Genomic DNA, 26,864 nt, shown 5'->3' with positions numbered 1-26,864 from the left:
AACGCAAACCCAAGAAGGGCCGCACACCGCGGTATTAAATAAATGTCGAAGCGTACCTATCAGCCTTCCAAGCTTGTTCGCAAGCGCCGCCACGGCTTCCGTGCCCGTATGGCCACCAAGGGCGGTCGCGCGGTTCTTTCCGCCCGCCGTGCACGCGGCCGCAAGCGTCTTTCGGCCTAAGGCCGCGCTTGCCCGAAGCGAGATTGCCGGGCAATGACGAAGAATGACGAAAAACTGACTGTCGGACGGCTGAAAAGCCGCCCGCAGTTTCTTTGTGTGCGCGAGGGTGAAAAGCGCAAGGGGCCGCTGTTTCTCCTTGAGATGCGCGACCGGCTCGAGCCGGACACACCGCCGCGCGTCGGCTTCACCGTCACGAAGAAGCACGGCAACGCCGTCGAGCGCAATCGCATGCGCCGGCGTTTGAAGGAGGCGGTGCGGCTATCTGCCGGGTTTGCAATGCAGCCCGGACACGATTATGTCATTGTCGCCAGGCGCGACATCCTTCATGCGTCCTTCGCAGAACTGCAGGACCGCCTTCGCGAGCGCATCAGCTACAGACAAAAACACAAGAGGCCGGCTTCCGCGGGCCCCGGGAAAGAATGATGGAAAACAACCGCAATTATTTCGTGGCGATTGCGCTGTCGGTGCTGATCCTGATCGCCTGGCAGTTCCTCTACGTCAATCCGAAGATCGAGCGCGAGCGCACGGTCGCCGAGATGCAGGCGGAGCTGGACAAGGCCAAGCCGGATGCGGCCGCGGGCTCGGCGGCCACGACAACGACAACGACACCGTCGCCCTCCGGCGCCGCGGTTCCCGGCGCAACGGCGGAAAGCCGCGAGGCTGCTGTCACCGCCTCGCCGCGCATCGCGATCGAGACAGACGCGCTGCTCGGCTCCATCAACCTGGCGGGTGCGCGCTTTGACGACCTGAAGCTGCGCGAGTTCCACGAGACCGTCGATCGCACAAGCCCGATCATCACGCTGCTGAGCCCGGCCGAGACCGAACACGGCTACTTCGCCGAGGTCGGCTATGTCGGCAATGACTCCACCGGCCAGGTGCCGGGCGCGCAGACGGTCTGGACCCAGGAGGGCACCGGCAAGCTCACCATGAGCACCCCGGTGACGCTGACCTACACCAACGACAAGGGCATCAAGTTCGTCCGCACCATCTCGGTCGACGAGCACTACATGTTCCAGGTCGTCGACTCGATCGAGAACACCACCGACGCGCCCCTTTCGATCTCCGGCTACGGCCGCATCACCCGCTTCTCCAAGCCCACGACGCCAAGCGTCTACGTCCTGCACGAGGGCTTCATCGGCTATCTCGGTGCGCTCGGCCTGCACGAGGTGAAATACTCGGCCGCCGAAAAGGACACGACGATAGAGCCGGGTACGGCCACGAGCGGCTGGCTCGGCATCACCGACAAGTACTGGGCGACCGCGCTGATCCCGCCGCAGACGGTCCCATACCAGACGCGCTTCTCGCACTTCACCGACGGCCGGGCGCGCTTCCAGGCGGATTTCCGCCAGGACGCGATCACCATCGCGCCGGGACAGAAGGCCGAGGTCAAGAACATGCTGTTCGGCGGTGCCAAGGAAGTGCCGGTCATCGACAGCTACAAGACGAACCTCTCCATTCCCCGCTTCGACCTGATGATCGACTGGGGCTGGTTCTGGTTCTTCACTAAGCCGATGTTCCAGTTGCTCGACTTCTTCTTCCGCTATTTCGGCAACTTCGGCGTGGCCATCCTGATTACGACGATCGTCGTCAAGGGCGTGTTCTTCCCGCTTGCCAGCAAGCAATATGCTTCGATGGCGAACATGAAGCGGCTGCAGCCGAAGATGGAGGAGCTGAAGGCCAAGTTCGGCGACGACAAGATGGCCCTGCAGCAGGCAATGATGCAGCTCTACAAGGAGGAGAAGATCAATCCGCTGGCCGGTTGCTGGCCGATCCTGTTGCAGATCCCGGTATTCTTCGCTCTCTACAAGGTCATCTACATCACCATCGAAATGCGCCATGCGCCGTTCTTCGGCTGGATCCAGGATCTCTCAGCACCGGACCCGACATCGCTGTTCAACCTGTTCGGACTGCTGCCCTTCGAGGTGCCGCATATGCTGCTGATCGGCGTGTGGCCGCTGATCATGGGCGTCACCATGTTCCTGCAGATGCGCATGAACCCGACGCCGCCGGATCCGACCCAGGCCATGATCTTCACCTGGATGCCGGTCATCTTCACCTTCATGCTGGCAAGTTTCCCCGCCGGTCTCGTCATCTACTGGGCCTGGAACAACACGCTTTCCATCATCCAACAGGCGGTCATCATGAAGCGCCACGGTGTCAAGGTAGAGCTGTTCAGCAACCTGAAGGGCATATTTGGCAAGAAAGCCGATCCGGCAAAATAGACGGATCCGCGTCCGCCATCTTCGAAGCCCCGGTCTCCGGGGCTTCATTCTTTTCGCTACCCTATTTCCCACACTTGCGGCACCTTGATGTCGCTGTTACGCGGCTGTTCCGACAGTCATTCTGCTTATGCTGTCAGCGTCCCCATGTTGCCGAGCGCAAGAATGTCCGCATCCGTGACTCACCCCAACCTCAACCCAGAAGCCCGCAGCCGAGTCTATGGGGCCGCACTCGTGCTCGGCTCGGCAATCGTCTGGAGCTTCGGCGGCACGCTCGCCCGCCTCCTCGACATCGAGGACGGCTGGACGGTGGTGTTCTGGCGCGCGCTTTTCGCCGCCGTCTTCCTTCTCGGTTTCATGCTTGTGCGCGACGGCCCGCGTGGGACAGTGAAGCTGTTTTCCGGAATGGGCCTGCCGGGGCTAGCCGTTGGCGTTTGCTTCGCCACCGCCTCGACGTCCTTCATTCTTGCGCTCGCCCACACCACGGTTGCCAACATCCTCCTGATCCAGGCGAGTGTTCCCCTAATCGCGGCGCTGATGAGCTGGGTGCTGTTTCGTGAACGAATAGCGCTGCACACCTGGGTCGCGATTGCCGTCGTCATTTGCGGTGTCGGGGTCATGGTCTCAGGGTCGGTCACCGGCACGGTCTCGCCGATCGGAGATGCGCTCGCACTGCTGATCGCTTTTGCCTTTGCGTCCGCCACCGTGATTACCCGGCGGTTTTCCCACGTGCGGATGACGCCGGCGGTTTTCACCGGAACGGTGCTGGCTTGCGGCATGGCGGCGATGCAGGCGGCGGACTATTCCGTCAGCTTGTCCGAACTCGGGATACTTGTCGTGTTCGGCGCGTTCAATTTCGGCCTGGGTCTTGCGCTGTTCGTCACGGGTGCCCGGCTGGTTCCCTCGGCGCTTGCCGCGCTGCTCGGCACCGCGGAAACTGTTTTGGCGCCGCTTTGGGTTGCGCTTTTCCTGGCCGAGGTTCCGGGTGAGCGCACGATCGTCGGCGGCATCATCGTGCTGGCAGCGCTGCTGTGCTACCTCGGCCTGGAGATGTGGCGGCAGCTGCGCCGCTGAAGCCCGGCCCGGTTGCCGCTTGACTTTGATCGCCGAAACCGTGAAGCCGGAGCCGACAGCTCTGAAAGGCCAGACGATGACTTCGACAAATTCCGGCGACGACAAACCCCTCTTCGGCCGGCCGTGGATCTTTATTCGCGGCGTGCCCGCCATGAAGTTCCTCCCGCCGGAGGGGCCGCCGGAGATCGCTTTCGCCGGCCGCTCCAACGTCGGCAAGTCCTCGCTGATCAATGCATTGGTCGGCCACAAGGGGCTGGCGCGCACCTCCAACACCCCCGGGCGGACCCAGGAGCTCAACTACTTCGTTCCCGACGGTTATTCCGGCGAGGCAGGCGATCTCCCGCCGATGGCGCTCGTCGACATGCCCGGCTATGGCTATGCGCAGGCGCCCAAGGAGCAGGTCGACGCATGGACCAAGCTGGTCTTCGACTATTTGCGCGGACGCTCGACGCTCAAGCGCGTCTACGTCCTGATCGACAGCCGCCACGGCATCAAGAAGAACGACGAGGACGTATTCGACCTCCTCGACAAGGCGGCGGTGTCCTACCAACTCGTCCTGACCAAGACGGACAAGATCAAGGAAGCGGGCGTTCCACGACTCGTGGCAGAGACGGCGGAGAAGATCCGAAAGCGCCCGGCCGCCTATCCGGAGATCCTTGCCACGTCGTCCGAGAAGAGCAGGGGCCTCGAAATGCTGCGAGAGGCGATCGAGACGACCATCGCGCGCTGAAAAGTCAAAAGCGAATTCAGTTGATCGACGTCACTACCCGGTGATGAATTCTGCCCTATTTTCGTTCGTGCAGCGCGCTTGCTGGCGCGCAAGGGGACGCAGCTTTGCTTGGAAGCTGCTCGTGGGCGGCCTTGCCGCCGCGGTCGCAAACTGGAGCACGCAAATGTCTGATTTGATCGTAATAGGATTCGATACGCCCGACGAAGCCGACAAGGTCCTTGTGAAGCTGAACGGACTGAAGAAGGAATATCTGATCGACCTGGAGGATGCGGTGGTCGTCGTGCGCGACGCCGCGGGAAAGGTCCATCTGAAGCAGAGCCTCAACCTGACGGCGATCGGGGCTTCCTCCGGCCTGCTCTCCGGTGCTCTCTGGGGCGGCCTGGTCGGGCTTCTGTTCCTGAACCCGCTGGCCGGGTTTGCGATTGGCGGCGCCGTCGGTGCGGGCGCAGGGGCGCTTTCCGGTTCACTCACGGACTACGGCATCGACGACAACTTCATCAAGTCGCTGGGGGACACTATTGCGAACAATTCCTCCGCCCTCTTCGTCCTGGTTCGCAAGGTGCAGCCCGAAAAGGTTTTGGCCGAGTTCGAGGGGCTGCGCGGCCGGGTTCTGAAGACGTCGCTATCGCCTGAGCAGGAAGCGAAGCTGCAGGCGGCCCTGTCCGGGGCCACCGCTGCCCCTGCAGCTTCCTGAACGACATATGAGTGCTCTGGTGGCGCGAGCCGCCGAGCACTCTTCTTCAGTCATTCCTTCATCGCGGTTCTGAGGCCGGCTTAAGACGCCGAGCAGGTTTTTCCCGGGTCAGCGGAATGGCTGGGCCTTGCCGGAGGCGATGATGGGGCCGGTCGCGGCGCCCGTGGGAGAACCGCCGGGCGGTTCGACGCTTACCGCAAGCAGGGCGTCGCGTGCCAGCCGTGAGCGCATGGCTGAAGGGATGCTCAGCGATCCCTCGCCGGACTGCGGGAGAACGCCGAGCGAGACCGGTGGCCGTCCCTCCTGCACCAGCCACAGTTCGAGCGATTTCGCGCCGTCCTGCGCAGTCGCCGTTGGGGTGAGGCTCAGCATGCCGTTGGCTTCGTCATAATGCGCCACCAGGGCGATCGGGCTGTCCTTGCCTGAGAGTTCCGCGACAAGCCGTTTTGCGGGCGAGGGCGTAAGTATTCCCGACCAGGCGATGAGAAAGGTGGCAACGGCGGCGAGGGAGGCAAACGCTGCCGAGCGCCAGAACACAAGCGAGGTCCAGATTGTACCGGAGACCGACATGCCGGCATCGCCCGTGGATGAATCGAAGAGCTGATGTTCGACCGCGGCATAGACCCGAGCCGGCGGCGTCACCGTCTCCAGTTCCTGGTTGATGGCCGAGAGGTTTTCTTCCCAACGGTTGACCATCGCTGCGAAGGCGCGATCGCTGCGCAGCCGGTCTTCGACCTTGCGGCGGTCCTCGGCCGAAAGAACGCCAAGGACATATTCGCCGGCGATCACTTCATCGCGGCGCGGATCCCTGTTGTTCTGGTCAGACGATGTCATGGTTCAGCTACTCTCAGTTCCAGCAGGCTTCGTCGAAGCCAGCTCTTCGCGATGTTGACCGGGATGCCATAGAGCGTGGCGAGCTCCTCGTAGCTCAATCCTTCCACATAGGCTTTTCGTACCACTGAAGCATCCGTGGCCTTGAGCCCTTGCAGGCATGTCCCGACAGGTCCGCCCTCGGAACCAACAACGGCGGTTGCCTCGGGTCCGGGTCCGGGTTCCACATCGACGATATCATATGCTTCCTCGATGTTGCTTGCCACTGGTCTTCGCGCCCGGATCACCTCGATCGCATGGCGACGCGCGATGGCGGCAAGCCAGGAAAATGCGCTCGCTTCGCCGGGTGCGAAGCGATCCGCCTGTTGCCAGATTTTCGGATAGATCGCCATCAGCGCTTCCTCCGCATCGTCGCGCCTGCGCAGCAGGCGTAGGCAGATGCCGAAGAGTTTTCCGCTAGTTAGATCGTACACGCGGCGAAATGCCTGCCTGTCCTTGAGGCAAATCCGCCCGATCAGATAGGCAATCTCGTCGTCGCGCACGGATGGATTCCTGGCTGGCGGGGTGGAGATTTTAAATCCCCAAGAAGCATATCAGGCCATCGCGGAGTGGTGCAGTTGCCCGCCCCCTAGCAGAAAGGATGAATTTGGCAGGTCTCTGGCCTGGATCATTCCATCATCACACAACATGCGCTAAACAGGCGCCCGACTAGAATTGCGAGGCCCCCATGTCCCTGACCGAAAGCGAAACCCAGGCGCGGCTGCTGGCGCAGGCGCTGCCCTACATGCAGCGCTACGAAAACAAGACGATCGTCGTGAAATACGGCGGCCATGCCATGGGCAATCCCGAGCTGGGCAAGGCCTTTGCCAGCGACATAGCACTTCTGAAGCAGTCCGGCGTCAACCCCGTGGTCGTTCATGGCGGCGGCCCGCAGATCGGCGCCATGCTGACGAAGATGGGGATCGAATCGAAATTTGAAGGCGGCCTGCGCGTCACCGACGAGAAGACCGTCGAGATCGTCGAAATGGTGCTCGCGGGCTCGATCAACAAGGAGATCGTGGCGCTGATCAACCAGACCGGCGAATGGGCGATCGGCCTTTGCGGCAAGGACGGCAACATGGTGTTCGCCCAGAAGGCGCAGAAGACCGTCGTCGATCCGGACAGCAATATCGAGCGCATCCTCGACCTCGGCTTTGTCGGCGAGGTGGTCGAGGTCGACCGCACGCTGATCGACCTTTTGGCGAAGTCCGAGATGATCCCGGTCATTGCGCCGGTGGCGCCCGGCCGCGACGGCCACACCTACAATATCAACGCCGACACCTTCGCCGGTGCCATCGCCGGTGCGCTGAACGCCGTGCGCCTGCTATTCCTTACCGACGTCCCGGGCGTGCTGAACAAGCAGGGCGAGTTGATCAAGGAACTGTCTGTCGCCGAAGCCCGCGCGCTGATCAAGGACGGCACCATCTCCGGCGGCATGATCCCGAAGGTCGAGACCTGCATCGAGGCGATCGGCGCAGGCGTGCAGGGTGTCGTCATTCTCAACGGCAAGACGGCCCACTCGGTCCTGCTCGAGCTCTTCACCGAGCGCGGCGCCGGTACGCTGATCGTTCCTTGATGAAGCGGGGCCGGATCGGACAATCCGGCTTACGTCATTTCCACATCAGCAGCAGCAGAATGCCGGCGACGATCAGCAGGCAGCCGGCCACCTCCATGCGGTTGATGCGCTCGCGAAAGACGAGCCAGGAAGCGGCGAAGGTGAAAAGCAGTTCGATCTGGCCGAGTGCGCGCACATAGGCCACTTGCTGCAGTGCCATCGCCGTGAACCAGCAAGCCGATCCGGTCACGCCTGCAAGCCCCACCAGAGACGATGAGCGCCAGGAGCGTACGACCCGGCCGATCTCGGCGGGGTCCTTGATTGTCATCCAGATGAGCATGAAAACGGTCTGGAACGTGGTGACGCAGGCAAGCGTCACCGCAGCCTGCATGATCGGGTTGGGCCCGCCTAGCGACAGCGCCGCCGAACGATAGGCGACGGCCGAGATGCCGAAGACGGCGCCCGAGGCGATGCCGATCATCGCCGTGCGCCCGGTCATGGCGACGAGCAGGTTGCGCCAGGACAGCGGCATGCGGGCAACGGAGATCAGCATCACGCCGAGAACCCCGACGATGATGGCGCCGACTGCGCCCGGCGTCAGCCGCTCGCCAAGCAGGATCAGGCCGAAGATCGCCGCCTGCACAGGTTCGGTCTTGGAATAGGCCGTGCCGACGGCGAAGTTGCGCAGCGAGAACAGGTAGACGAGCAGAATGGTCGCGAAGATCTGCGCCAGCCCGCCTACAACCGACCAGACGGCAAACTCCGCATTGAGCGTGGGAAATTCGTAGCCAGCGAAATAATGAAGCGCAGCCGCATAGGCGATGGCGATCGGAAAGCCGTAGCCGAAGCGGACGAAGCTCGCGCCGGTCGTGCCCAACGAACTGCGCAGGTACTTTTGCAGCGCCGACCTGAGGTTCTGCAGGAACGCGGCGCAAATGGTGATGATGATCCAAGCTTCCATGCCAGCCGGCTAGCATGGCGGCCGGACCAAATCCATCGGCGCTGCCGCAATGACGATTCCTTTTTGCTTCTTGTTGCTCCCGTGTCATAAGGGCGCCCATGACCGAGACGCACCGCCTTCCGACCCGTTCCGAGTTCGCCCATGTCACCGAATGGGTGTTCGACCTCGACAACACGCTCTATCCCCATCACATCGATCTTTTCGCCCAGATCGACCGCAACATGACGAGCTATGTCTCCACGTTGCTCAGCCTGTCGCGCGAGGAGGCGCGGGCGATCCAGAAGCGCTATTATCTGGAGCACGGCACGACGCTGCAGGGCCTGATGATCCACCACGGCATCGATCCGTCGGAGTTCCTGGATATGGCGCATGCGATCGACTACGGCGTGCTGTCACCGGATCCGCATCTCGGCGAAGCCATCCGGGCGCTGCCGGGGCGGAAGTTCATCTTCACCAACGGCAGCGTCAGGCACGCCGAGATGACGGCGCGCGCGCTCGGCATCCTCGACCATTTCGACGACATCTTTGACATCGTCGCCGCGGAATACGTGCCGAAGCCGGCCGGCAGCACCTACGACAAGTTCATGGCGTTGCATCGCGTCGACACGGCGCACGCCGCCATGTTCGAGGATCTGCCGCGCAACTTGCTGGTGCCGAAGGCGCTTGGCATGAAGACCGTGCTCCTGATGCCGCGCGACGACAGCCACGAGTTCGGCGATGCCTGGGAAAAGAAAACCGACGAGGACCGGCACATCGACTACACGACGTCGGACCTCACCGACTTTCTGACCCGTTTGCTCGGCGATTGAGTGGGGCCGGCCGTCGAATTTCAGACGGCCAGCCCGATTATCACTTCCCGTTTCCGGAATTGGCTTCCTTGTCGAGCTTTTCGTAGAAGGTCTCGATAATCTCCCAGGCCTCCTCGGCGGTGTCGACGAATTGCATCAGCTCGACATCGCTCGGCGATATCGTGCCGAACTCGGCCAGTGCCTCCAGATTGATGATCGAGTTCCAGAACTCCTTGCCGAACAGGATCAGCGGCACGAGCGCCATACGTCCGGTCTGCATCAGCGTCACCGTCTCGAACAATTCGTCCAGCGTGCCGAAGCCGCCGGGGAATACGGTCACGGCCTTCGCCCGCAGCAGGAAGTGCATCTTGCGCACGGCGAAATAGTGGAAGTTGAAGCTGAGATCGGGGGTCACATAGACGTTCGGGGCCTGCTCGTGCGGCAGGACGATGTTGAGGCCGATCGACGGCGCGCCGGCCTCCGCTGCGCCGCGGTTGCCCGCTTCCATCACGCCGGGGCCGCCGCCGGTCACGACGACGAACTCCTTGTAGCCGGTCTCTGCCGAACGTGCCGAGCAGAGCTTTGCGAACTTGCGTGCCTCTTCATAGTAGACCGAGGCAGCCTCGAGGTTTTTCCGCTGGGTCTCGTTGCGCGCCGCCCATGCCTCCATGCCGGGGGCGGGAATGCGTGCGCCGCCGAACATCACGATGGTCGAATTGATGCCACGCTCGGTGAGCATCATCTCGACTTTCAGCAGTTCGAGCTGCAGGCGGACCGGCCGCAGTTCCTCGCGGCAAAGAAACTCGTCGTCCGCATAGGCGAGCCGGTAGGCGCCGGAGGTCGACTGCGGTGTTTGTGGAACGACTGAGGCTCTATGCTTGTCGAACGCGCTGTCCGCTAGGGGATCCCATACGCCGCTCTTGTTGCGGAGGTTCTTCTTCTTCAGTCGTGCCATTTCACTTTCCGTTTCGATGGCCTGCGCGCCGGCCTGTTCTTCTGTGTCAATCGCGCTATTTCCGGCTGTAGCATTCCACCGACGCCGTCGCGACACCGTCTGCCGGAAAAGGGCTTCAACTTTCCGGGATCATGCTCTAGGACTTGGCACCGGAAAATCACGCCCCCTCCGACATTCCCGATACGTCAGGATAGTGGCCGAAGTTTAAGGAATTCCGATGAACAACTCCAATGTCTCCGCCCTTGAAGCCACCATCGAACGTGCTTTTGAACAGCGCGAAACGGTCAATACCGCGACGCGCGGCGAAGTCCGCGACGCCGTCGAGGCAGCATTGAACCTTCTCGACAGCGGCAAGGCACGGGTGGCCGAGCGCGGGGCTGACGGCAACTGGACGGTCAACCAATGGCTCAAGAAGGCGGTGCTGCTGTCCTTCCGGCTGAACCCGATGGAGATCGTCCCCGGCGGTCCGGGCGCGTCGGTCTGGTGGGACAAGGTTCCTTCCAAGTTCGACGGCTGGAGCGTCAACGAATTCGAGAGGGCCGGGTTCCGCGCCGTGCCGAACTGCGTCGTCCGCCGCTCGGCCTACATCGCCCCGAACGCGATCCTGATGCCCTCGTTCGTCAACCTCGGCGCCTATGTCGGCGAGGGCACCATGGTCGATACCTGGGCCACCGTCGGCTCCTGCGCGCAGATCGGCAAGAACGTGCATCTGTCCGGCGGCGTCGGCATCGGCGGCGTATTGGAACCGATGCAGGCCGGCCCGACGATCATCGAGGACAACTGTTTCATCGGCGCCCGCTCCGAGGTCGTCGAGGGCTGCATTGTGCGCGAAGGCTCGGTGCTCGGCATGGGCGTCTTCATCGGCAAGTCCACCAAGATCGTCGATCGCGCCACCGGCGAGATCATGTATGGCGAAGTGCCGCCCTATTCGGTCGTCGTCGCCGGCTCCATGCCCTCCGGCGGCACGATGGCCAATGGCCAGCCCGCGCCGAACCTCTATTGCGCGGTGATCGTCAAGCGCGTCGATGAGAAGACCCGCTCCAAGACCGGCATCAACGAACTGCTCAGGGATTGATATGGGAAGGCCGGACCAGGCTCCGAGCCTCACATGGCTCTTCTTCGGCTGGTCCGGCCGCCTGTCCCGTTTGCCCTACGCGCTGGCCTGGGGCTTTTGGATGGCGCTCGCTGCGGCCTTTCTCACCCGCATGGTGATGACGCCGCATGAGGAGCCGGCGTTCGTTACCTGGACACTGCTGTTTTTCGCAGTCGGCGTCGTTTCGACCCTTTCCTCGGTGATGTTGACGATCAAGCGATTGCACGACATGGCGCTGCCGGCGCCGCTCGTCCTGTGCTTGTTCGTGCCGGCCATCTCCATCTTCGCGCTGATCGCCTTCATGGTCTGGCCCGGCACGCCGGGGCCGAATGCGCATGGGGTGGTGCCGGACCGGCCGAAGGAGTGAGCCGGGCAGGGCGCTCGGAAGCAACGGCGAACCGCCCGGCGAAGGTTGATGACAGCGACAAGCCTTTCGGCTAGATCGGAAGGCGAGCACGGCGACGCAGTTCGCGCGCCGAACCCAGCCAGCAGGCAGTGCATCATCATGACAGCGACAAGCCCAGTCCAGAACCTCGCCACCCTCATTCGTTGCCCCTCTGTCACGCCCGCCGAGGGCGGAGCGCTCACGGCTCTCGCGGCGATGCTCGAGCCGCTGGGCTTTACCGTCGAGCGCATGGTGATGTCCGAGCCGGGAACGCCGGACGTCGAGAACCTCTACGCCCGCATCGGCACCGATGGCCCGCATCTGATGTTTGCCGGCCATACCGACGTGGTGCCGGTCGGCGACGAGGCGGCCTGGACGCATGGCCCCTTTTCCGCCGAGATCGCCGGCGGCGAAATGTATGGCCGTGGCGCTGTCGACATGAAGGGCGGCATCGCCTGCTTTGTCGCCGCCGTCGCCCGCCACATCGAGAAGCACGGCCCGCCGAACGGATCCATCTCCTTCCTGATCACCGGCGACGAGGAGGGGCCCTCGATCAACGGCACGAGCAAGCTGCTGGAGTGGGCCGCCGCGCGTGGCGAACGATGGGACGCCTGCCTCGTCGGCGAACCGACCAACCCGGACCAGCTCGGCGACATGATCAAGATCGGCCGGCGCGGTTCGGTGTCGGGTGCCGTCACCGTTCACGGCGTGCAGGGTCATGCCGCCTATCCGCATCTGGCCGACAACCCGGTGCGCAGTGTAATTGCGCTCGCAGACGCGCTGATGGACCCGCCCTTCGACGCAGGCACGGCGGATTTCCAGCCCTCCAACCTGGAGGTGACGACCATCGATGTCGGCAATAGGGCGGTCAACGTCATTCCGGCCAGGGCGACGGCGAGTTTCAACATCCGCTTCAACGATACCTGGACGGCGGAAACCGTCATGGCTGAGATCGTGCGGCGTCTGGAGGTCGCGGCCGCCGACGACCGGCTGCGGCCCGGGCGGGCCCCGGTGCGCTACGAGATCAAATGGGCCGAGCGCCCGAGCCACGTGTTCCTGACCCGCGACGACCGGCTGATTGCCTCGCTGTCGTCGGCGATCGAGGCGGCGATCGGCCGCGTTCCGCAGCTTTCGACCACCGGCGGCACCTCGGATGCGCGCTTCATCAAGGATTATTGTCCTGTGGTGGAATTCGGCCTTGTCGGCCAGACCATGCACATGGTCGACGAGCGCGTTTCCGTGGCCGACCTGGAGACGCTGACGATGATCTACGAAACCTTCCTTGCGCGCTGGTTCGGAAATGCCGGCACTTGACGAGGTCCTGCATTACCTGACCGGCATCTTGCACCTCGTGCGGCAGCGGCCGGACGGGTTCCGCTGGCTCGATCTGAGCTGGCGCGGGCTCGCTCGTTCTTTCTGGGCCTTCGCCTGGAGCCTGCCGGCGCTCGCCGTCATCTGGGCATCCTGGCGTCTCTATTTTCTCGGCCGCATGCCCGAGGGCACGACGGCCGGCGCCGAGTTCATCCTGAAGCTGCTGCTGATCGACGTGGTTGGCTGGCTGCTGCCGCTGGCGTTGCTGACCGTGCTGGCGCGGCCCTTGGGCTACGCCCAGCATCTGGTCACCATGGTGATAGCAAGCAACTGGATCGCGGTTCCGTTTGCCTATGCGACGGCCATTCCTTTCGCACTGGCCCTTGTGGTGCCGGCTTTCTCCGCGCTCTCGGGGCTGCTGCTCTATGTGGTCTTCGGCGCCAGTATCGTGCTGCAGTACCGGCTCTTGTCAATGTGCCTCGGCAAGCAGGCGCTGCTTGCCGCCACGCTCACCGCGCTTTTCGTGCTGCCGCCGCTGCTGGTGGGCCAGGGCCTGCAGGTGGCGCTCGGCACCCTGCCGAGCTGATTGGCTCAGTAGTCGACCTGCATGAAATAAAGCCCTTCCGGCGGCGCGACGGGGCCGCAGGCCTTGCGATCGCGGGCTTCCAATGCGGCGCGCACGTCATCGACGCTCCACTTGCCTTCGCCGGCGAGCTTCAGCGTCCCGGCGAAGGAGCGGATCTGGTTGTGCAGGAAGCTTTGTGCGGTGACCCGGATCTCGATCAGTTCGCCAGCGCGCGTCACGTCGAGCCGGTCGATCGTCCGCACCGGGCTGTTCGCCTGGCACTGGGCGGCGCGGAAGGTGGTGAAATCGTGCTTGCCGACCAGCACCTGTGCGGCCGCGTGCATCGCCTCGTGATCCAGCGGCTTCGCCACGAACCAGGCGCGATTTGCCTCCAGCGCCAGCGGCGCGCGGCGGGAGATAATGCGGTAGAGATAATGCCGACGCACGGCGGAAAAGCGGGCGTCGAAATCGTCCGCCGCCTCAGTCGCGTCGAGGATCGCCACGCGCTCGCCCGCCTGCGCCAGATGTGCATTCAAGGCATTGCGCAGCGTGTGCTCCTCCCAGGGTCGTGAGAGATCGACATGGGCGACCTGGCCCATCGCGTGAACGCCGGAATCGGTGCGGCCGGCACCGCGGATCGAGACGGTCTCGCCGGTCAGCGACAGGATCGCCTTCTCGACCGCGCCCTGCACGGAATGTCCGTTCTCCTGCCGCTGCCAGCCGACATAGGGCGTTCCGTCATATTCGATGATCAGGCGATAGCGCGGCATCAGATAATCACCGTGCCTGGGGCGACGGGGGTGCCGCGCAGGAAGTCAGCGACGTCGAGCGGCCTGCCGCCGGCCTTCTGCAGCCGTGTCAGGGAGACGGCGCCGTCGCCGCAGGCGACAACGAACCCGTCGGAGGCCAACACCGTTCCCGATTGCCCCGATCCCGTGGCAAGTCGCGATCCGAGCACCTTGATCCGCTCCGGCTTGCCGGCGAGCGAAAGCTCGAACCAGGCGCCGGGGAAGGGGGAAAGCGCACGGATATGGTTGTGCACGTCGGTGGCCGGCCGGTCAAAGTCGATGCGCGTCTCGCCCTTGTCGATCTTGGCGGCGTAGAGCACGCCCTGTTCGGCCTGCGGCGTCAGCGGCAGGTCGCCGGCTTCGAGGCGCGCCATCGCCTCCACCATCAGATCGCCGCCGGCCTGCATCAGCGCATCGTGCAGCGCGCCGCCCGTCATGTCCGGGCCGATCGGCACACGCCTTGTCAGCGCCACCGGGCCGGTATCCAGCCCCTTGTCCATCTTCATCACCATCATGCCGGTTTCCGCGTCGCCGGCCATGATCGCGCGCTGGATCGGTGCCGCACCACGCCAGCGCGGCAGCAGCGAAGCATGGCCGTTGTAACAGCCGAGCCGTGTGCCGGTGAGGATCGCCTCGGGCAAAAGTAGGCCGTAGGCGACGACGACGGCGACATCAGCCTCCAACGCCCGAAAGACGGCGCGGTCTTCCTCCGCCTTGAAGTTCAGCGGCGTGAACACGGGGATCCCGAGCCTCTCCGCCGCCTGGTGCACCGGGGATTTCTGCAATTCCAGCCCGCGCCGTCCGCCCGGGCGCGGCGGTTGCGAATAGGTCGCGACGATCGTATGTCCGGCCTCGGCCAGCGCCGTCAGCGTCGGCACCGAAAACTCCGGCGTACCCATGAAGATGATGCGAAGCGCCATGCGGCGATGCTCCCGTTTTAGCTCGTCGGGTCCCTTCAAACGGGTTTGCGAGCGTCAATCAAGCCCTCGCGCGCGGTGATGTCAAACCGCAGTTCGGGTCAGATCGCCTTGGCGCCGCGTGTCTTTGCCGCCTTGGTGAACTTGCGGATCACCATGTCGCGCTTGAGCTTGGAAATGTGGTCGATGAAGAGCACGCCGTTCAGGTGGTCGATCTCGTGCTGCAGGCAGGTTGCGAGAAGTCCGTCGGCGTCGATCGTCTGCTCCTTGCCGTCGCGATCCAGATACCGGACGGTGAGCGTGGCGGGGCGCTCTACTTCGGCATAGTAATCCGGGATCGACAGGCAGCCCTCCTCGTATACCGACAGTGCATCCGAGGTCTGGACGATTTCGGGGTTGATGAAGACGAGCGGCGTCTTTTCTTCGCCGTCCTTCGACACGTCCAGCACCAGCATGCGGCGCGGCACGCCGATCTGGATCGCCGCAAGCCCGATGCCGGGCGCGTCGTACATCGTCTCCAGCATGTCGTCGGCGAGGCGCCGTGCTTCGTCGTTGATGGTCTCCAGCGGTGCGGAGACCTGCCGAAGGATGGGATCGGGAAGGATAATCAGCGGTTTGATCGTCATTCGCCTCACTTAGCGGTTTGCTGGATCGCTTTCAATTGCCTTGCGTCGAACGACAACCATGTTTGTTCACGTTATGATCTATTCTTGGCCGCAAATGCTGCTATGTTTGCCGCATGAATCCGGAACCATCCCTTCAGGCCGCGATGATTCGGCTTTTCGATGCGCTTGCCCGCGACCCGGCGCTGCAGCTTGCCTGCTTGTTCGCCGCGATCGTGGCGTCCGGCTGGATCATCCTCGTCCGCCGTGCTGCAAGCCGCCAACGGGCGACTGCGGCGGCCGAAGAAATGCGTCTGACCGAACTTTTGCGCGCGCAAAACGAGATGCAGGGTCGGATCGCAGCCATGGCCGAGGTATTTGGCGCGCGCCAGGCGGAGACAAACCAGGCGATCAACCAGCGTCTCGACGGGCTGACGCAGCGCCTCGGCCAATCGATCAGCGAACAGACCCGCGCCACGCACGAGAACCTTCGCCGGCTGCAGGAGCGGCTCGCGGTTATCGACACGGCGCAGACGAACATCCAGTCGCTGGCGAAGGACGTGGTCGGCCTGCAGGCGATCCTGGCAAACAAGCAGACCCGCGGCGCCTTTGGTCAGGGGCGAATGGAGGCGATCGTGGCCGACGGCCTGCCGACCGGCGCCTACCAGTTCCAGGCGCAGCTTCCAAACGGGGTGCGGCCGGACTGCATCATCCGCATGCCGAACGGCCAGCCGCCGCTGGTCGTCGACGCGAAGTTTCCGCTGGAGGCATGGAACGCCATGGGTGCGGCTGCCAACGCGGAAGCCTCCAAGCTGGCCGCACAGCAGTTCCGCCGGGACATGGAAGTTCATATCCGCGACATCGCCGAAAAATACTTGTTGGCCGGCGAGACGCAGGATACCGCCTTTCTCTTCGTCCCCTCCGAATCGATCTTCGCCACCATCCACGAGAGCTTCGAGGCGATTGTTCAGCGGGCGCACCGTGCCCGCATCGTCATCGTCTCGCCGTCGCTCCTGCTTCTGTCGATCCAAGTTCTGCAGGCGCTGCTGAAGGATCAGCGCATGCGCGAGCAGGCGCACGTGATCCAGGGCGAAGTGATCCGGCTGATGGAGGATCTCGGCCGTCTCGACGACCGTGTCCGCAAGCTGCACGGGCACTTCACATCGGCGCAGAAGGACGTCGACCAGATCCTGATCTCGACGGACAAGCTTGTCCGGCGCGGCGCGCGGATCGGTGAGATGGAGTTTGAGGCAATTGCGCCGCAAGGACCGGGACAAGCGCAAGCGCCGTCTGCCGCCGCCGCAGAGCGTGCGGTCGAAAGCCGCACCGGCCAATTGAAACTGAGAGTGGTTGACGAGGACTGATCCACTCGGGCAGTGTCGACCGAGGCATACCGGAGGAACACACCCCCATGATCACCGTCTTCGGATCCATCAACATGGATCTCATCGCCACGACCGAACGCCTGCCGAAAGCGAGCGAAACCGTGCCGGGACACAGTTTTACCACGGCGGCTGGCGGCAAGGGGGCCAACCAGGCGCTTGCGGCCCGGCGTGCCGGGGCAACGGTCCGCATGGCGGGCGCCGTCGGCGGGGATGCCTTTGCCGCCGAATCGCTGGTGCTTCTCACCCATGCGCGCGTGGATCTCGATCTTGTCAAGGTCGCGGACGAGCCGACCGGTACGGCCCACATTTTGGTGGCCGACGACGGCGAGAACGTCATCGTCGTCGTCGCGGGTGCCAATGGCGACGTGACCGCAGCGGATGCCAAGGTCGCCGTGTCGCAGATGTCGACCGGCGACATCCTGGCGCTGCAACTCGAAGTGCCGGCTGAGGCCGTCGAAGCGGCGCTCGATGTCGCCAAAGCGCGACGCGTGACGTCGGTGATCAACCTCGCGCCGATGACGGCGGATGCCCGCAGGCTCGGTGCCAAGGCGGACATCGTCGTGACCAACGAGATCGAGTTCGAACAGTATGCCGGCAAGTCCGGCCTCTCCGACGCGGAGCGGGAGGCGGAGATGCGCTCGCTCCACGAGCGGACCGGGCAGACGATCATCGTGACCCTCGGCGCCGACGGCGTCATCGCCATCCGCAAGGGCAATGTCTTCCGCGCTCCTGGCCTGAAGATCGAGCCGGTCGACACGGTCGGCGCAGGCGACAGCTTTTGCGGCTATCTGGTCGCTTCACTCGACGCGGGCCTGCCCTTTGCCGATTGCCTGCGCCGAGCCGCGATCGCCGGCTCGCTCTCCTGCCTCAAGCGCGGCGCCCAGCCGTCGATTCCCGAAGCGGCCGAAGTGGATGCGCGGATGCGAGAAGGCTGATATTGCCTTGAATGCATGCGAATGAAGATCGGCCGTTCGCTGAAGGGGCCGATCTTTGGACGGCGGGTGTTCGGCGGTCGTCAGACTTGATACGGTTGTCGATCGTGTGTCCGCCTTTAATCGGGTCATCGGGAGGAGACATCCTTTGCAGTTCGCCCGGATAAACGACATCAGCCTTCACCATCAGATCATCGGCGGCCCGCAGGACAAGCCGGTCCTTGTTTTCGCCAATTCGCTGGGAATGGACTTCCGCATCTGGCGTGACGTCATCGTGCGGCTTGCCGGCGATTTTCCCATGATCCTCTACGACAAGCGCGGCCACGGGTTGTCGGATGTCGGCCAGGTACCCTATTCCATCGATGACCACGTCAGCGACCTGTCCGGCCTGCTTGATCTTTATGCCGTAAAGGAGGCCGTCATCGTCGGGCTCTCCGTCGGCGGCCTGATCGCACAGGGTCTTTACGCGGCGCGGCCGGAACTGGTGAAGGCGCTGGTCCTGTGCGACACCGCCCACAAGATCGGTTCGGCCGAAAGCTGGAATGCGCGCATTGCCACCGTCGAGCGTGACGGCATCGAGAGCATCGCTGACGCCGTCATGGGGCTCTGGTTCACGCCCGCCTTCCGCCGGCCGGAGAATACCGCCTATCATGGCTATCGCAACATGCTGGTCCGTCAGCCGGCGATCGGATACGTCGCCACCTGCGCCGCCATCCGTGACGCGGATTTCACGGACGCGGTGACGCGCATCGCCGTGCCGACGCTGTGTGTCGTCGGTGATCAGGACGGCTCGACACCGCCGGCTGTTGTTCTGTCGACCGCCAAGCTCATCCCGGCTGCCCGCTACGAAGTCATTGCCGATGCAGGCCATCTCCCTTGCGTCGAGCAGCCCGAGGCTCTGACTGCGATCCTCCGGGCATTCATCGATCCGCTTGTTCATGGTGACAAGCCAAATGGCTGACGATGCGGCGTGATGACTGCCGAAGCACCGGTCGCCCTGCGCCACCTTACCTCCTTCGAGTGAACGGGGGCGATATCGACAGTTTCGCACGGCAAGCGCTACATTCTCGCCCTCTAATGTGAGAGGTGGAGAAAATGGCGACCTATACGGTTTTCTTTCCCAATGGGAAGTATCCGCAGAGCTATTCACCGGCGATCGCGGGGCTCGACTACAACCCGATGTTCGGGGAGTTGGTGGATCTTTCGACGGCAACAGTCGTGACCAGGACGTCGACCAAGATGGACCTGAAGCTGGACAACGGCCTTCGGTTGCGGTTCAGCGGGACCGATTTCGGCTTCGATTCCGAGGGGAATCCGATTGGCGGCAAGGTGGCCAGGATTGAACTGTTCCAGTCGGACGGCACCACTCTGGTGTCGAAGATCGAGGGGCTCAGCCTGTCCCTGGAGGCACTCGACAACGCCGCCCATACATTTGATCCCTGGAACCTCCAGGCCTGGATAATGAAGGGCAACGACAGGCTGAACGGGTCGGCCGGGAACGACGACCTTGAGGGCTTCGCCGGCAACGACATCATCAACGGCGGTGGCGGGGATGACTTCGTCATCGGCGGTGAGGGAAAGGACAGCTATGACGGCGGCGCGGGGTGGGACAATCTGAGCTTTCAGGATGCCCGCTATAATTCCAACGCGCGCGCCGGCATAAGGCTGGATGCCGCCGCCGGGACGGTGACGGATCCCTACGGCAATGCCGAGACCTTCCAGAACTTCGAGACCTTCCGCGGCACCCAGTTCCGGGACGTCATGAAGGGCTCCGCCCGAGACGAGGATTTTCAGGGCATCGGCGGTCGCGACGTCATCGATGGCCGCGGTGGTTTCGATACGGTCAGCTATCATCGCGACCAGAGCAACAGCGGCGGCAAGGTCGGCGTCACCGTTAACCTGCAGGCCGGAACGGCAGTCGACGGCTTCGGCAAGACCGACACGTTGACGAGCATCGAAGGGGTTCGCGGTACCGCGTTCGCCGACAAGCTGACGGGGAGCTCGGGCAGCAATTGGCTGCGCGGCGACGCTGGCAACGACAAGATCGCCGGCGGTCTCGGCAATGATCTGCTGCGCGGCGACAGTGGAAAGGACTGTTTCGTGTTCAACACGAAGCTCAGCGCCTCGAACAATGTCGACGAGATCGACGACTTCAACGTGGCTGCCGACACGATCTGGCTCGAAAATGCGATCTTCACCAAATTGACGGGCACGGGCGTGCTTAGCGCCGCGCAGTTCTGCGCCAACAATAGCGGCATGGCCGGCGACGCGAGCGACCGCATCATCTACGAAAAGGACGCCGGCAATCTCTACTACGACTCCAACGGAAGTGCGTCCGGCGGCCGCGTGATCTTTGCAACGCTGGACGCCGGACTCGCGATGACGGCAGCCGACTTCTTCATCATCTGACGCTGGCACGTTGAGGCAGGGCAGGGACGTCTGGAGAAGACGTCCCTCTCGGATCATGTGGGCAGGAAGCCGATCGCCCGTTGTCGGCACCAAAGCATGTCTCCCGAAAGTGGCCACCGGTTTCGGGGGCCAAGACGTGCGAAAGAACAAGGACCTAAAGCGCGGCAAGCGAATCTGAAAATTCGCGGCGCGCTCTAGACTGAAAATGCCGCCTCATACAGGTCGGGCTTGAAACCGGCGAGATACCTGCCGTCGAGATCGAGGATGGGGCGCTTGATCATCGAAGGCTGCGCGAGCATGAGTGCGGCAGCCTTTTGCGCGGTCAGGTCGGTCTTGTCGGCTGGCGCAAGGGCGCGGAAGGTCGTTCCGGCCCGGTTCAGCACGGTCTCCCAGCCGAGCGCCTCGATCCAGCGCTCGACGGAGACCGCATCGATGCCCTCCGCCTTGTAGTCGTGGAAGCGGTAGGCGATCTGTCGGTCGTCCAGCCAGGTCCGCGCCTTCTTCATCGTGTCGCAGTTCTTGATGCCGTAGAGGGTGATCGTCACCATATGCTCCTTTGGGTGCCTTTCGACGTCGGCGGCGACGAAGCTTCGCCGCCGGCCGCCATTTTGCTATGGCACCACGTCGTCAGAGGCTGAGGAACTTCTCAACGACGGCATCGACCTCGGCGGTCTTGAGACCGGCGATGTTGATGCGGCCGGAACCGGGCATGTAGATCCCATGCTCGGCGCGCAGGCGCATGACGTCGGCCTCCTCCAGCGGCAGCAGCGAGAACATGCCTTCCTGCCCGGCGATTGCCGTCATCACCTGCCAGCGGCGTGCAAGGCCGGCGGCAAGCCGCTCGCGGATCGATGCGACGCGGCCGCGCATCGTCTCCAGTTCCGCCATCCAGTCCGCCGTCAATGCGGCGTCGCCGAGGATCGCGCTGACGATGGCTGCGCCATGGTCCGGCGGCATGGAGTAGCTTGTGCGGGCGAGGCCGGCGAGGTTGGTGCGCACCGCATCCGCAGCCTCCTTGGACCTGGCGACGGCGAAGATGGCGCCGGTGCGCTCGCGGTAAAGCCCGAAGTTCTTCGAGCAGGAAATGGCGACAAGAGCTTCCGGCACGGCGGCAAGAAGGGAGCGCAACCCTTCCGAATCTGCCTCCAGCCCCTTGCCGAAGCCCTGATAGGCGCTGTCGACGAGCGGCAGCAAGCCGCGCTCGGCAATCAGCCTGGAAACGCCGGCCCATTGCTCGGGCGCGAGTACACCGCCGGTCGGGTTGTGGCAGCTCGCATGCAGCAGCACGGCGTCGCCCGCCTTTGCACCCTGCAGTGCCTCCATCATCCCGTCGAACAGAACAGTCTGCGAAGGGACATCGAAGAACGGGTAGGTAACGACCTCGAGGCCCGACCCCTTGAAGATGGCGGCGTGGTTTGGCCAGGTGGGCATACCGAGCCAGATTTTCTTGACACCCATCCGCACCAAAAGGTCGGCGGCAAGGCGCACCGCTCCCGATCCACCCGGTGTCTGCACGCCCGCAGTGGCAAGGCTGCGGCCGGCCGGTCCGGTGGTCAGGTTCCACAACCGCTCGAGGAACACGGGATCGCCCTCGGGGCCGACATAGGTCTTTGTGGTCTGGCCCTCCAGCAGGCGCCGCTCGGCCTCCTTGACCGCGCGGAAGATCGGTGTGGCGCCCTGTTCGTCGCGGTAGACGCCGACACCGAGGTCGACCTTGCCGGGTCTCGCATCGGCTCGGTAAAGGCCGATCAGGGCGAGTAGCGGATCATCGGGCTGGCGGGCGAGTGTGTCGAACATGGCGGAACCCCTGCTGCTTGAGACTGCTGACGGTTTACGGGAAATGGTCACGGATTTCGAGCGTGATCTTTCGTGCCCGTTCGGTTTGCCGTGAAGGCACATTTTATCGTTTCGCAGTTGCGGCGCGCCGAAGCGTTCCCTATCTTCGACCTGCACGACCGTGCAAAGGAAGGTTCGTTGAGAAAGCTGAACGAGAAGGTGAGCACCGCAGCCTTGTCTGCGATCCGCAACCGCCGTGGGCACCGGCCGCTATCCGCCAATCGCGGTGGTGGCGACACGGTCATCGCCTCCTACAACGTCCACAAATGCGTCGGTGTCGACCGAAAATTCGATCCGGAGCGCGTGGCCGAGGTCATTTCCGAAATTGATGCGGACATCATCGCGATTCAGGAGGCGGACAAGCGCTTCGGCTGCCGTTCGGGCTTGCTTGACCTTGCCAGCCTGGAGCGGGACTGCGGCCTCGTGCCGGTACCGATAACGACCTTGTCCAGCACCGGCCACGGCTGGCACGGCAATATGCTGATGTTTCGCAAGGGCACGGTTCTCAAGGTTCAGCAATTGAAATTGCCGGGCGTCGAGCCCCGCGGCGCGCTGGTGGTCCACATCGACTTTCCGACCGGCAGGCTCCGGGTCGTCGCCGCCCATTTCGGCCTTCTCAAGCGATCGCGCGAAATGCAGGCCAAGCACATTCTCGCATCCGTCGCCCAGGAAGAGGAGATGCCGACGATCCTGATCGGCGATCTCAACGAATGGCGCGTCGGGCGGCGCTCCTCGCTTTCGCCGCTTTCGCCGGTATTCGACCCCGCCTCCGGCGCCGTCCCGAGTTTCCCATCGCGCTTTCCGGTTCTGGCACTCGATCGCGTCCTCGGTCACCCACATGATCTCGTCGCAACCGTCGAGGTTCATGACAGTCCGCTCGCCAAGGTGGCCTCCGACCACCTGCCGATCAAGGCGCACATCGACCTGAAGGCGATCTGGGATCGCAACTATTGCTCGCCGGAGCCCGCCGCGCTGCGATCCGCATAACCTTTGTAACTGGCATTACAGGTAAGGCGACCCCAGCCAGGTGATCCGTTCGATCAGCCGGCGCGAGAAGGGGCGGGCGCGCAACGCATGCAGATCGACCGCTTCGGCGGTTTTCAGCACGGCGCCGATCCGCGCCTCGATCGCGGCGGCAAAGAAGGTGTCGAACACCTCGATGTCGATCTCGAAGTTCAGGCGGAGCGAGCGCGGATCGAAGTTCGACGAGCCGATATAGGACCACACGCCGTCGACGACGGTCAGCTTCGAGTGGTTGAAGCTGCCGCTCGAACGCCAGATGCGGCAGCCGGCTGTCAACAACTGGTCGAACTGCGCTGTCATCGCCAGGTCGACGAGCATCAGGTTGTTGGTGCCGGGCACGACGATGTCGATCCGAACACCGCGCCGCGCCGCGGTCACCAGGGCGCTGATCAGGTCTCGCTCGGGCAGGAAGTAAGGCGACATGATGCGGATGTGGCTCTTGGCGATCGATATCGCCCCCATCAGCATGCGCAGGTTTGTTTCGATGCTCTTGTCCGGACCGGAGGGCACCACGCGGGCCATCAGTTCCGTCCCCGGCTCGGCCTTTGGCGGTTCGATCCGCCAGGCATCGCCGTCGAGGGCCTCGCCGCCGGAGAAGCGCCAATCCTCGTAGGCGATATGAAAGAGGTCGCCGACGATCGGACCGGCAACGCGAAAATGGGTATCCTTGGCGACCAATTCACCCGCGAATTCGCTCGTAAAGTCCGAGCGAATGTTGAGGCCGCCGGTGAAGGCAATCTGCCCGTCGATCACCAGGATCTTCCGGTGGGTACGCAGGTTCGCATAGGGCAGCCGCAGTCCCATGATGATGTTGCCGTTGAACACCCGCACCGAAACGCCGGCGTGCCGCAGCGAAGGAACGATGCTGGGCGTCGAGTAGCGGGCGCCGACCGCGTCGATCAGCACATGAACGTCGACGCCGCGTGCGGTTGCCACGGACAGAGCTTCGACAAACCGCACTCCCATGCCGTCGCGATCGAAGATGTAGGTCTCCAGCAGAATGCTGCGCTTGGCGCTGCCGATGGCCGCGAGCATGGCCTCGTAGGCCACATCGCCGGATTCGAGCAATTCGATCCGGTTGCCGGAGGTGAGGGGGAAGCGCCCGACATTGTCGCCGAGATGCTTCATCGCCGCCAGCGCTCCGCCATATCGGGCATGCACCGTTTCGTCGGCGATGTCATAGGAAGCCGGATGATGACGGCCCTTTTGCGTTATCGGGCCAGCGCGTTGAAGCGTCAGCGTCTTGCGGTGAATGCGATTGACGCCAAACGCATAGTAGATGGCGGCCCCGATGATCGGCGAAAGCAGGATGACGCCGACCCAGCCGATCGCGGCGCGCACCTCTGCCTTCGTCATCGTTGCATGGATTGCAGCAGGCGGGCCGAGCAGGATCGACAGGACAACCAGAATGTGCGGCCAGTAGTCGGAGATCGTCTGCAACATATCGGCCCGGACACCGCCCCTAGTGATTGAACGCGTTGGTGAATTCACCTTAGAGCGGGGACGGGGGCAATGAAAGTCGCTTCTGCCAAGCGCCGGCAGACGGGACGGGCCGGTCAAAGCCGGCCCGTCCCGTCGTCTGTGCGCGTCTTGCAGTTGAGGAAAACAGTTCTCAGTCCTCGAGCGTGCCCGGCTTTCGGCCCAAACGGGTCGGCTCGCCGCAGGCAATCTTCATCAGATCGCCACCGCTGCGGACGAAGCGATCGGACGTGCGGGTTGCAATAAACCCGGCGCGGGCGGCACGTATCTCGACGGAGCCGTCCGCTGCACCCGGCTCTGTGATCAGGGTCGCAAGCAAGTCGTCCGCCTCGACCGTGTCGCCGATGTCCTTGTGGAACAGGACCGTGCCCGGTTCGACCGCACGAACCATCTCGATGTTGTCGAGCGGCACCGCCGGCCCGGTGTAGTCGGCCAGGCGCACGGTTTCGTCGCGAACGGCGCCACGTGCGGCAAGGAAGCGCCAGAGCCCGTGTGCGTCCGCTTTCGCCATGTCGGGATAGACGTCGCGCCGGCCGCGCAGCTCCACGGTCACGGCAAGCCGCCCCGGCACCCGTGCCAGCTTCTCTTCGCCCTGCCGCTTGAAGGCATAACCGACCGCCTCTTCAAAGGCGGTGCTTTCGCCGTCCGAGAGGAAGACCGCCTCCATCGCCAGCGCGCTGGCGAGATCAGAAGCCTCCGGCCAGAAGGCCTCGTCGATATAGGCGTACTGGACGGATTCATCGTCGCAGTGCAGATCGAGCACGAGATCGGCACCGAGCGCCATGTGCAGCAGGCTACGCTTCAGCCGGTTGACCGCCGTCTGCCCGCCGAGGTCGGCAAGCAGGCTGTCTCGTTCGGCAAGCGTGACCAGCGGGAAGTCGCGGTTGAAATTGGTTCGCGAGGCAAGGTCGAAGCGGCCCTGCATCTCACCGAAGTGCGATTGTGCGGCACCGATCGGGTTGGCCTGCGGCACGACCACGATGTCGCCGAGGATTGCCCCTTCGGCCTCCGCGCCGCGCAGGCGCTCGCAAAGGTAATGGACCAAGGCCGTGCCAGGCAGCTCGTTGGCATGCAGCGCAGCCTGGATATAGACCTTCGGTGCGGTGGCGGAGGTGCCGACGAAATGCAGCACCGGAATCCGCCATTCGATGCCGGGAGTGTCGCCGGGGATGATGAGTTCGGAAATGTTCATGTCTTTGTTCGCTGATGCTTGAGCTGACTTCGGCTGGACAATTGTCGCAGTGCTGCATGGTTAGCTGACCGAGCATCGGTCGACAAGAAGGTTCCATTCCTTGTGGTCGCGAAGTCAAGATTCGGCAACTTCAGCACGAATTACCGTCCCGGCGATCCGGCCTGCCTCGGAAATTGACCGGGCGGGGTTCGTCCGATGCTGGGCCGGAACGGGAACCAAGGTTTCGCCGCAGAGCCGTGCCGACAAGGGCCCATGCCGGCGGCGGCGGTAATCGGGTTGAACTCCTGTCGGGGAAGCCTAATCTGGGGACATACGCGAGCACGGAGCTTTTTCGCCATGTCCGACGCGGTTAGCTATCTGGTCTTCGAAACGCCGAGCGGTCATTGCGCCATCGCCTGGAACGCCGCCGGTGTCATGCGCTTCCAACTGCCGGGTCAGGATGCGGACACGACGCGCCGCCTGCTCCTGCGACGTCTGCCTGCCGCCGAACCCGCGGAGCCTCCGCCTGCCATTGCGGAGGCAGTCTCGGCGATCGGTCGCTATTTTGCCGGCGAGGCGGTCGACTTTACCGGCGTACCCGTCGACCTTTCCGGCCAGTCGCCCTTCATCAAGGCGATTTACGATGCCGTCCGGCAAGTCCGCTGGGGGGAAACAATCACCTACGGCGCGCTCGCCCGCCAACTCGGCGCCGGCCCGGAAGCCGCGCGGGATGTCGGTCAGGCCATGGCGAAAAACCCGGTCGCCCTCATCATTCCCTGCCACCGGGTGCTCGCCGCCGGCGGCAAGATCGGCGGCTTCTCCGCCCCGGGCGGCGCCTCGTCCAAGCTGAAGATGCTGGCGCTTGAGGGTATTTCCTTCGCCCCGCCGGAACCCGCCCAGCAGTCGTTCGGGTTCTAGGCAATGGGAAGGACGGGCGTCTAG

Annotated in this window: 29 protein-coding genes; 18 read left to right on the top strand and 11 right to left on the bottom strand. The window is 63.7% G+C overall.

What is annotated here, in order from left to right; genetic code table 11:
- The first annotated feature begins 42 nt into the window (after window positions 1–42).
- The 6 genes from rpmH to J2Y48_RS01955 all read left to right on the top strand — a co-directional run bounded on the left by rpmH (window position 43) and on the right by J2Y48_RS01955 (window position 4,897).
- Window positions 43–180 (top strand): 50S ribosomal protein L34, encoded by a 138-nt coding sequence (gene rpmH / locus J2Y48_RS01980; protein ID WP_108001706.1) that lies wholly within the window; start codon window positions 43–45, stop codon window positions 178–180.
- Window positions 181–213: 33 nt separating this feature from the next.
- Window positions 214–603, top strand: a complete 390-nt coding sequence (rnpA, locus tag J2Y48_RS01975; protein ID WP_310411900.1) for a ribonuclease P protein component — start codon at window positions 214–216, stop codon at window positions 601–603.
- Window positions 603–2,402, top strand: coding sequence for a membrane protein insertase YidC (gene yidC / locus J2Y48_RS01970; RefSeq protein WP_310411896.1), 1,800 nt, complete (start codon window positions 603–605; stop codon window positions 2,400–2,402). Before rnpA ends, yidC begins: the two co-directional genes overlap by 1 nt.
- A gap of 162 nt (window positions 2,403–2,564) precedes the next feature.
- A complete protein-coding gene (locus J2Y48_RS01965; protein ID WP_310411893.1) occupies window positions 2,565–3,473 on the top strand; it encodes a DMT family transporter in 909 nt (302 codons plus the stop codon).
- A 76-nt stretch (window positions 3,474–3,549) separates the two neighbouring features.
- Window positions 3,550–4,203, top strand: a complete 654-nt coding sequence (gene yihA, locus J2Y48_RS01960; protein WP_310411891.1) for a ribosome biogenesis GTP-binding protein YihA/YsxC — start codon at window positions 3,550–3,552, stop codon at window positions 4,201–4,203.
- 163 nt (window positions 4,204–4,366) lie between these two features.
- Complete coding sequence (locus J2Y48_RS01955; protein ID WP_310411888.1) at window positions 4,367–4,897, top strand: DUF1269 domain-containing protein; 531 nt, start codon at window positions 4,367–4,369, stop codon at window positions 4,895–4,897.
- A 108-nt stretch (window positions 4,898–5,005) separates the two neighbouring features.
- On the opposite strand, the gene J2Y48_RS01950 is transcribed toward J2Y48_RS01955, so the two are convergent.
- Window positions 5,006–5,731 carry an anti-sigma factor domain-containing protein gene (locus J2Y48_RS01950; RefSeq protein ID WP_310411885.1) on the bottom strand — a complete coding sequence of 242 codons (726 nt, stop codon included), beginning with the start codon at window positions 5,729–5,731 and terminating at the stop codon, window positions 5,006–5,008.
- Window positions 5,728–6,270 carry a sigma-70 family RNA polymerase sigma factor gene (locus J2Y48_RS01945; RefSeq protein WP_310411882.1) on the bottom strand — a complete coding sequence of 181 codons (543 nt, stop codon included), beginning with the start codon at window positions 6,268–6,270 and terminating at the stop codon, window positions 5,728–5,730. The genes J2Y48_RS01950 and J2Y48_RS01945 overlap by 4 nt, the downstream gene beginning before the upstream one ends.
- 185 nt (window positions 6,271–6,455) lie before the next feature.
- On the opposite strand from J2Y48_RS01945, the gene argB reads away from it, so the two are divergent.
- Entirely contained in the window at window positions 6,456–7,343 is an 888-nt protein-coding gene (gene argB / locus J2Y48_RS01940) for an acetylglutamate kinase (RefSeq protein ID WP_310411879.1), read from the top strand.
- Between the two features lie 34 nt (window positions 7,344–7,377).
- Here argB and J2Y48_RS01935 read toward each other — a convergent pair whose 3' ends face one another.
- The gene (locus tag J2Y48_RS01935; protein ID WP_310411875.1) at window positions 7,378–8,283 is read right to left on the bottom strand and encodes an EamA family transporter; all 906 of its coding nucleotides are present in this window, start codon (window positions 8,281–8,283) and stop codon (window positions 7,378–7,380) included.
- 98 nt (window positions 8,284–8,381) lie between these two features.
- On the opposite strand from J2Y48_RS01935, the gene J2Y48_RS01930 reads away from it, so the two are divergent.
- Window positions 8,382–9,092: a pyrimidine 5'-nucleotidase gene (locus J2Y48_RS01930; RefSeq protein ID WP_310411873.1), complete on the top strand. Its 711-nt coding sequence runs from the start codon at window positions 8,382–8,384 to the stop codon at window positions 9,090–9,092.
- Window positions 9,093–9,132: 40 nt separating this feature from the next.
- On the opposite strand, the gene J2Y48_RS01925 is transcribed toward J2Y48_RS01930, so the two are convergent.
- Window positions 9,133–10,026 carry an LOG family protein gene (locus J2Y48_RS01925; protein WP_310411870.1) on the bottom strand — a complete coding sequence of 298 codons (894 nt, stop codon included), beginning with the start codon at window positions 10,024–10,026 and terminating at the stop codon, window positions 9,133–9,135.
- A 217-nt stretch (window positions 10,027–10,243) separates the two neighbouring features.
- On the opposite strand from J2Y48_RS01925, the gene dapD reads away from it, so the two are divergent.
- The 4 genes from dapD (at window position 10,244) to J2Y48_RS01905 (ending at window position 13,401) form a co-directional block, all read left to right on the top strand.
- The gene (gene dapD / locus J2Y48_RS01920; protein ID WP_310411867.1) at window positions 10,244–11,101 is read left to right on the top strand and encodes a 2,3,4,5-tetrahydropyridine-2,6-dicarboxylate N-succinyltransferase; all 858 of its coding nucleotides are present in this window, start codon (window positions 10,244–10,246) and stop codon (window positions 11,099–11,101) included.
- Between the two features lies 1 nt (window position 11,102).
- Window positions 11,103–11,486, top strand: a complete 384-nt coding sequence (locus tag J2Y48_RS01915) for a DUF805 domain-containing protein (protein WP_310411864.1) — start codon at window positions 11,103–11,105, stop codon at window positions 11,484–11,486.
- Between the two features lie 138 nt (window positions 11,487–11,624).
- Window positions 11,625–12,818: a succinyl-diaminopimelate desuccinylase gene (gene dapE, locus J2Y48_RS01910; RefSeq protein WP_310411861.1), complete on the top strand. Its 1,194-nt coding sequence runs from the start codon at window positions 11,625–11,627 to the stop codon at window positions 12,816–12,818.
- Window positions 12,787–13,401, top strand: a complete 615-nt coding sequence (locus J2Y48_RS01905) for a hypothetical protein (RefSeq protein WP_310411857.1) — start codon at window positions 12,787–12,789, stop codon at window positions 13,399–13,401. Before dapE ends, J2Y48_RS01905 begins: the two co-directional genes overlap by 32 nt.
- 5 nt (window positions 13,402–13,406) lie before the next feature.
- On the opposite strand, the gene truA is transcribed toward J2Y48_RS01905, so the two are convergent.
- The 3 genes from truA to def all read right to left on the bottom strand — a co-directional run bounded on the left by truA (window position 13,407) and on the right by def (window position 15,711).
- A complete protein-coding gene (truA, locus tag J2Y48_RS01900; protein WP_310411854.1) occupies window positions 13,407–14,150 on the bottom strand; it encodes a tRNA pseudouridine(38-40) synthase TruA in 744 nt (247 codons plus the stop codon).
- Window positions 14,150–15,088, bottom strand: coding sequence for a methionyl-tRNA formyltransferase (fmt, locus tag J2Y48_RS01895; protein ID WP_310411851.1), 939 nt, complete (start codon window positions 15,086–15,088; stop codon window positions 14,150–14,152). The genes truA and fmt overlap by 1 nt, the downstream gene beginning before the upstream one ends.
- A 98-nt stretch (window positions 15,089–15,186) precedes the next feature.
- Complete coding sequence (gene def, locus J2Y48_RS01890) at window positions 15,187–15,711, bottom strand: peptide deformylase (protein WP_310411848.1); 525 nt, start codon at window positions 15,709–15,711, stop codon at window positions 15,187–15,189.
- Between the two features lie 143 nt (window positions 15,712–15,854).
- Between def and J2Y48_RS01885 the strand changes: the two genes are divergently transcribed.
- The 4 genes from J2Y48_RS01885 (at window position 15,855) to J2Y48_RS01870 (ending at window position 20,413) form a co-directional block, all read left to right on the top strand.
- Window positions 15,855–17,051, top strand: coding sequence for a DNA recombination protein RmuC (locus J2Y48_RS01885; protein WP_310411846.1), 1,197 nt, complete (start codon window positions 15,855–15,857; stop codon window positions 17,049–17,051).
- Window positions 17,052–17,098: 47 nt separating this feature from the next.
- Window positions 17,099–18,007: a ribokinase gene (locus tag J2Y48_RS01880; RefSeq protein WP_310411842.1), complete on the top strand. Its 909-nt coding sequence runs from the start codon at window positions 17,099–17,101 to the stop codon at window positions 18,005–18,007.
- A gap of 145 nt (window positions 18,008–18,152) precedes the next feature.
- Window positions 18,153–18,965: a 3-oxoadipate enol-lactonase gene (gene pcaD, locus J2Y48_RS01875; RefSeq protein WP_310411839.1), complete on the top strand. Its 813-nt coding sequence runs from the start codon at window positions 18,153–18,155 to the stop codon at window positions 18,963–18,965.
- Between the two features lie 134 nt (window positions 18,966–19,099).
- Entirely contained in the window at window positions 19,100–20,413 is a 1,314-nt protein-coding gene (locus tag J2Y48_RS01870) for a calcium-binding protein (RefSeq protein WP_310411836.1), read from the top strand.
- Window positions 20,414–20,607: 194 nt separating this feature from the next.
- Here the strand turns inward: J2Y48_RS01870 and J2Y48_RS01865 are convergent, their stop codons facing one another.
- Entirely contained in the window at window positions 20,608–20,958 is a 351-nt protein-coding gene (locus J2Y48_RS01865; protein WP_310411833.1) for an ArsC family reductase, read from the bottom strand.
- 82 nt (window positions 20,959–21,040) lie between these two features.
- Window positions 21,041–22,210, bottom strand: a complete 1,170-nt coding sequence (locus tag J2Y48_RS01860) for an amino acid aminotransferase (RefSeq protein ID WP_310411831.1) — start codon at window positions 22,208–22,210, stop codon at window positions 21,041–21,043.
- 177 nt (window positions 22,211–22,387) lie between these two features.
- On the opposite strand from J2Y48_RS01860, the gene J2Y48_RS01855 reads away from it, so the two are divergent.
- Complete coding sequence (locus J2Y48_RS01855) at window positions 22,388–23,236, top strand: endonuclease/exonuclease/phosphatase family protein (RefSeq protein ID WP_310411827.1); 849 nt, start codon at window positions 22,388–22,390, stop codon at window positions 23,234–23,236.
- 15 nt (window positions 23,237–23,251) lie between these two features.
- Here the strand turns inward: J2Y48_RS01855 and J2Y48_RS01850 are convergent, their stop codons facing one another.
- Window positions 23,252–24,715, bottom strand: a complete 1,464-nt coding sequence (locus J2Y48_RS01850) for a phospholipase D-like domain-containing protein (protein WP_310411824.1) — start codon at window positions 24,713–24,715, stop codon at window positions 23,252–23,254.
- 169 nt (window positions 24,716–24,884) lie between these two features.
- The gene (locus J2Y48_RS01845) at window positions 24,885–25,943 is read right to left on the bottom strand and encodes a succinylglutamate desuccinylase/aspartoacylase family protein (RefSeq protein WP_310411821.1); all 1,059 of its coding nucleotides are present in this window, start codon (window positions 25,941–25,943) and stop codon (window positions 24,885–24,887) included.
- Between the two features lie 336 nt (window positions 25,944–26,279).
- Between J2Y48_RS01845 and J2Y48_RS01840 the strand changes: the two genes are divergently transcribed.
- Window positions 26,280–26,840, top strand: coding sequence for a methylated-DNA--[protein]-cysteine S-methyltransferase (locus tag J2Y48_RS01840; RefSeq protein WP_310411818.1), 561 nt, complete (start codon window positions 26,280–26,282; stop codon window positions 26,838–26,840).
- Window positions 26,841–26,864: the final 24 nt, after the last annotated feature.

The organism is Mycoplana sp. BE70 (genome assembly GCF_031455855.1).
Taxonomy (GTDB): Bacteria; Pseudomonadota; Alphaproteobacteria; order Rhizobiales; family Rhizobiaceae; genus Mycoplana.
The sequence above is the reverse complement of the archived record's forward strand: the minus strand, read 5'-3'. Positions and strand labels throughout refer to the sequence as shown.